The organism is Kineosporia sp. A_224 (assembly GCF_002198655.1).
In the GTDB taxonomy this organism is placed as follows: domain Bacteria; phylum Actinomycetota; class Actinomycetes; order Actinomycetales; family Kineosporiaceae; genus R-H-3.
On record NZ_MWLN01000011.1, the window covers coordinates 1 to 5,495 of the forward strand.

5 protein-coding genes are annotated in these 5,495 nt (G+C 77.6%); 4 read left to right on the top strand and 1 reads right to left on the bottom strand.

Annotated features, from left to right (window positions below):
• Positions 1-26 precede the first annotated feature (26 nt).
• The 3 genes from EDJALFJO_RS00225 to EDJALFJO_RS36200 all read left to right on the top strand — a co-directional run bounded on the left by EDJALFJO_RS00225 (position 27) and on the right by EDJALFJO_RS36200 (position 3,422).
• Positions 27-752, top strand: a complete 726-nt coding sequence (locus tag EDJALFJO_RS00225; protein ID WP_088281034.1) for an ABC transporter ATP-binding protein — start codon at positions 27-29, stop codon at positions 750-752.
• On the top strand, positions 752-2,052 hold a 1,301-nt coding region (locus EDJALFJO_RS36195; protein WP_369812472.1), incomplete at its 3' end, for an ABC transporter permease. The genes EDJALFJO_RS00225 and EDJALFJO_RS36195, both read left to right, overlap by 1 nt.
• A gap of 959 nt (positions 2,053-3,011) precedes the next feature.
• Positions 3,012-3,422, top strand: a complete 411-nt coding sequence (locus EDJALFJO_RS36200) for an FtsX-like permease family protein (RefSeq protein ID WP_369812473.1) — start codon at positions 3,012-3,014, stop codon at positions 3,420-3,422.
• 39 nt (positions 3,423-3,461) lie between these two features.
• Here the strand turns inward: EDJALFJO_RS36200 and EDJALFJO_RS00240 are convergent, their stop codons facing one another.
• A complete protein-coding gene (locus tag EDJALFJO_RS00240; RefSeq protein WP_143448195.1) occupies positions 3,462-4,214 on the bottom strand; it encodes a methyltransferase domain-containing protein in 753 nt (250 codons plus the stop codon).
• 25 nt (positions 4,215-4,239) lie between these two features.
• Between EDJALFJO_RS00240 and EDJALFJO_RS00245 the strand changes: the two genes are divergently transcribed.
• Positions 4,240-5,187 (top strand): Rossmann-like and DUF2520 domain-containing protein, encoded by a 948-nt coding sequence (locus EDJALFJO_RS00245; RefSeq protein WP_233149595.1) that lies wholly within the window; start codon positions 4,240-4,242, stop codon positions 5,185-5,187.
• Positions 5,188-5,495 lie beyond the last annotated feature (308 nt).

Consider the following 5,495-nt stretch of genomic DNA (forward strand, 5'->3'; position numbering starts at 1 on the left):
TCGCGGGCCCGCCCGCGACGGCGGCCGTGCGGGCCGCGGGGCTGGTCAAGGTCTACGGCGACGAGCGCACCGGGGTCCGGGCGCTCGACGGCGTGGACGTCGAGTTCGAGGCCGGCCGGTTCACCGCGATCATGGGGCCGTCGGGCTCCGGCAAGTCGACGCTGCTGCACTGCGTCGCCGGCCTCGACACCCCGACCTCGGGGCGGATCTGGTTGGGGGACACCGAGATCGGCAGCCTCGGCGACGAGGCCCTGACCCGGCTGCGCCGCGAGCGCGTCGGCTTCGTCTTCCAGTCCTTCAACCTGCTGCCCACGCTCACCGCGAAGCAGAACGTCCTGCTCCCGCTCGACCTCGCCGGCCGTGCGCCGGACCCGCAGTGGTTCCAGTACGTCGTCTCCACCCTCGGCCTCACCGACCGGCTGTCGCACCGTCCCGCGGAGCTGTCCGGCGGCCAGCAGCAGCGGGTCGCCATCGCCCGCGCGCTCGTCAGCCGGCCGACCCTCGTCGTCGCCGACGAGCCGACCGGGAACCTCGACTCCCGGTCGGGCGCGGAGGTCCTGTCGCTCCTGCGGGCCAGCGTCCGCGAGCTCGGCCAGACGGTCGTCATGGTGACCCACGACCCGGTCGCGGCCTCCTACGCCGACCGCGTCCTGCTCCTCGCCGACGGTCGGATCCACGGCCGGATCGAGTCGCCGACGCCGCAGGCCGTCGCCGCGGCCATCGCCGGCGCCGAGACGCGACAGGCCGGCTGATGCGCGCGTACCTGTTCTCCCGCCTGCGGTTGCAGCGCCGGTCCCTCGTCGGCACCGGGCTCGCGGTCGCGCTCGCCGTCGCGTTCGTCGTGGTCGTCCTCGGTGCCACCTCGACGCTCAAGGAGTTCGTCGGCAACGGCGCGGCGCCCCGGGCGCGCGCCGCGACCGTCGTCGCCGTGCCCGACCCGGAGCGCGACTTCGTCTGGCCGACGGCGGCCCAGGCCGCCGCCGTTCGGGCGCTCCCCGACGTGGCCGCGGTGTCCGCGGTGCGGCGCACGTCGCTCCAGCTCGCCTGGCCCGACGGCGTGCTGCCCAGCCTCGTCGAGTCGGCCCCCGACGACGCGGGCCTGGCCTGGTACGACATCGTCGACGGCCGGGCCCCGGCCCGGGCCGGCGAGGTGCTCGTCGACCGGCGCAGCGCCGCCGACCTCGGCGTCCGGGTCGGCACCCGGCTGCAGGTCGCCCCGCAGAAGGGGGCCCGGCTGCCGGCGGACCTCGTCGTCACGGGCCTGTTCCGTGCGGACGGCCCGCAGCCCGTCGGCCGCACGGTGCTCGCCCGGGAGCGGGACGTCGCCGCCTGGGCCGCCCGCGCCGGGGCGGACGGCGAGGAGCCGCTCATCGAGGAGGTCGACGTCCTCGCCCGGCCCGGTGCCGACGTCGCGGGCCTCGTGGCCGCCGTCGGGAAGATCGCGCCGACGCTGCGGGTGGAACCTGCCGCCGCCTTCGTCGACGCCGAGGTGCGGCAGCAGACGCAGGACGTCGACGTCCTCGGCCGGCTCGTCCTCGGGTTCACCGCGGTGGCCACCCTCGTCGCGGCGATCGTCATCGCCAACACGTTCACGATCCTGCTCGCGCAGCGGGCCCGGGACCTCGCCCTGCTGCGGTGCGTCGGCGCCACCCGGCGCCAGCTCCGGCGCGCGACGCGGGTCGAGGCGACGGTCCTCGGCCTCGTCGCCTCGGCGGTCGGGGCGCTCATCGGGGCCGTCGTCCTGCTCGGGGGCACGGCCGTCGCGTCCGGCACCGTCGGCGTGCTCGCCGGGCTGCGACCGCGGCTGGGCACCTCTGACGTCGTCCTGCCCGTCCTGCTCGGCCTCGTGGTGACCGTCGGGGCCTCGGTGCTCCCGACCCGGCGCGCCACCCGGGTCGCCCCGCTCGCGGCGCTGCGGCCCGACACGGCCGTGCAGGTGCGCCGGACGAGCCGGCTGCGGCTGCTGGCCGGTGCCCTGCTCGGCGCTGCCGGCGGCGCCGCCCTCGCGGCCGGGCTCGCCCTCGGCGGCGGCGGGACGGGCGTCCTCGTCTCNGGCCGACGCGCACCGCCGCTTCGACGTGGACTCGGTGGCCTGGAAGGTCACCCGCGGCGTCCTCGTCTCGGCGGCCGGCGGCATGCTGCTCGTCCTCGCCGTGGTGCTCGTCTCGCCGGTCCTGGTCCCGGCCGTCACCCGGCTCGTCGGGGCCCCGCTGGTCCGGCTCGGCCCGGTCGCCCGGATCGCCGTCGGGAGCACCCGGCGGAACGCGACCCGGTCGGCCGCGACGAGCACGGCGCTCTTCGTGGGCGTCTGCCTCATCAGCGTCCTCAGCGTGGGCGCCGCGACGACGGTGCAGGCCGTCGAGGCCGACCTGGGGGCCTCCCGCCCGGTCGACGTCGCCCTCATGACCGGTGCGGAGGGGACGGCGAAGCCCGTCGGGCTGCCGGCGCGCGCCGTCGAGGACGTCGCCCGCGTCCCCGGGGTGACGACGGCGGTCGGCCTGCGGGGGGTGCAGGTCGCCGTCGCGGGGACCGTGACCGAGGCACGCAGGCTCCAGACGGCCGCCGCCGGGGAAGGCGGTGGTGGCGGGGTGCTCGGGGCAGACCCGGCCGCGCTCAGGGCGACGTTCCGCGGCGACCTCCCGCTGACCGACTCCGTCGTGCTCGTGCCCGACACCGGCGTGCCGGACGGCGTCCGTGACGGTGCCCCCGTCGTCCTCGTCTCGGGCGAGCGCTCGGCGCGGCTCACGGCGCGGGTGCTGCCGCACCTGCCGGCGATGCTCGTCTCGTCCGCCACGCTGGACCGGCTCGGGGCCGGCGACGCCGTGCTCTCGCTCTGGGCCCGGACGGCCGACGGCGTCGACCCGGTCGCCGTGAGCGGCGGTATCGACAAGGCGGTCCGGTCCGCGGGCCTCGTCGGCCTGGGCGGCGCGCAGGCCGGCGCGAGCGGTGTGGCCGTGGCGGACTTCTACGACGAGGGCGGGCTCGCCGAGCGGGCGTCCGTCGTCCAGGTCATGAACATCCTGCTGCTCGTCTCGACCGGCCTGCTCGCCGTCGCCCTCGTCATCTCCCTCGTCGGGATCGCCAACACGCTCTCGCTGTCGGTGCTCGAACGGGCCCGGGAGTCCGCCGTCTCGCGGGCGATCGGGATGACCCGCCGCCAGCTCCGGGTGGGGCTCGCGGTCGAGGCCGGCCTGCTCGCGGTCGTCGGCTGCCTGCTCGGCGTCGTCGTCGGGGCGGGTCTGGGCTGGGCCGGGTCGGTGTCGCTGCTGCACGGCGTCGCCCCGGTCGCCGGCCCGGTCGTCCCGCTCGGCCGGATCGCGGCCGTCATCGGGGTCGCGCTGCTCGCCGCGGTCCTCGCGTCGGTGCTGCCGGGGCGGCGGGCGGCCGGGGTCAGCCCGACCGCGGCGCTCGCGCAGGTCTGACCGCGACGCCCCCGTCCCGGGTCGCGGGCCGGACGACGCTCAGGCGTCGTCCGGCCTGCGGAGCACGAGGACGACGTCGGTGACGGTGAAGAGGAACCGGCCGGCGTCGGACAGCTCGTGGAGCGACTCCACCCAGCCGGCCGCGAGCGGCGCGAGCTCGGGGTCGTCCGCCGCGGCGACGAGGACCCCGCGGGTGACCTTCCAGGCCACCGAGTCCACGTCGAAGCGGCGGTGCGCGTCGGCCCACGTGACGACGTCGACGACGTCGAACGGCGCGGCGTCGGCGAGCCCGAGGAGCTTGCGGCCCATGAAGCCGTCGGCGCGCTCGGCGAACCGCGGCACGGAGACGACGAACCGGTCGACGAGCCGGCGGGTCAGGGCGTCGTCCGTGCTCGTGAAGAGCACGGTGTCCCAGTCGCTGTGCGCGAGCACCAGCACCCCGCCCGGCCGCAGCACCCGGTAGGCGTCGGCGACGTGCGCCCGCGGGTCGGCGAGGTGCTCGGCGACGTTGACGGACACCACCCGGTCGAGGGTGCCGTCCTCGAAGGGCAGCGGCTCCTCGAGGTCGGCGATGACCGACCGGACGCGCTCGTCGTGGAGGACGTCGTCGTCGAGGGCGCTCGCGACGTCCACGGCGTGCACCCGCAGCGGCACCGAGGCCGCCGTCCCGGCCGCGAGCAGCGCCCGCACCGTGCGGCCGTAGCCCGTCGCGAGGTCGGCGACCTCGAGGGGCCGCCCGTCGTCCGGGGCCTCGAGCGCCGTCAGCTCGGCGATGCGGTCGTGCCGTCCCATGCCGCGCACACTAACGTCGCTTGCCGTGGAGGAGCACGAGAGGCCGGCCGGCACGTCCGACGTCACACCCGGTGGTGGTCCGCAGCGGCGCCCGGGCCGGCTCGGGGTCGGGGTGGTCGGGGCCGGCAAGGTCGGTGCCGTCCTCGGCAGCGCGCTGCGCGCCGCCGGGCACGCGGTCGTCGGGGTCTCGGCCGTCTCCGCGGCGAGCCGGGACCGCGCGGACGCGATGCTGCCCGGGGTGCCCGTGCTCGAGGTGCCGGACGTCGTCGAGCGGGCCGAGCTCGTCCTGCTCACCGTGCCGGACGACGCGCTCGTCGACCTCGTCGCCGGCCTCGCCGCGACGGGGGCCTGGCAGCCCGGCCAGCTCGTCGTCCACACGAGCGGGCGCCACGGCTGGCGGGTGCTCGGCCGGGCCGTGGAGTCCGGGGCGATCCCGCTCGCGCTGCACCCCGCGATGACCTTCACCGGGACGAGCCTGGACGTCGTCCGGCTCACCGACTGCTGCTTCGGCGTCACCGCACCGAACCCGGTGCTGCCCATCGCGCAGGCGCTCGTCGTCGAGATGGGCGCCGAGCCCGTGGTCGTCGCCGAGGAGCTGCGCCCGCTCTACCACGCGGGCCTCGCGCACGGCTCGAACCACCTCTTCGCGCTCGTCGCGCAGGCCCTGGAGACGCTGCGGCTCGCCGGGGTCGAGGAGCCGGCCCGGCTGCTCGGGCCGCTCATGTCGGCCTCGCTCGACAACGCGCTGCGCCGCGGCGAGGACGCGCTCACCGGGCCGGTCGCCCGCGGCGACGCCGAGACCGTCGCGATCCACGTCGAGGCGCTCACCGCGGCCGGCGCCGCGGACGTCCTCGCGACGTACCGGTCGCTGGCCCGGACGACGGCCGACCGGGCCCTCGCGTCGGGCCGGCTCCGCCCGGACGCCGCCGAGGCGCTGCTCTCCGCGCTCGCCGGTCCGGCCGACCCGGCCTGAGCGCCGAACGGCCTGAGCGCCGAACCGGCTGCGCCGCGCACCCCGCTGCGGCTAGCGTGATCGCGCTGGACGGGTCCGGGGGGATCCACGTCTGGGACCCCCTTCGCAGCACCCGGCCGCACGAGCCCGGGGAGACAGGCATGCAGCAGAGGGCGACAGCGCCGTCGTCGAAGGCGACCGGACCTGGACGGACCCACCGGCACCGCCGGGCCGGGGTGGCCGTCACCGGTGCCGTCGCGCTCCTGGCCGGCCTCGCCGGGCCGGCGCAGGCCGCGCCGCCGTCGGCCAGCGACCACCCGTCGGGCAGC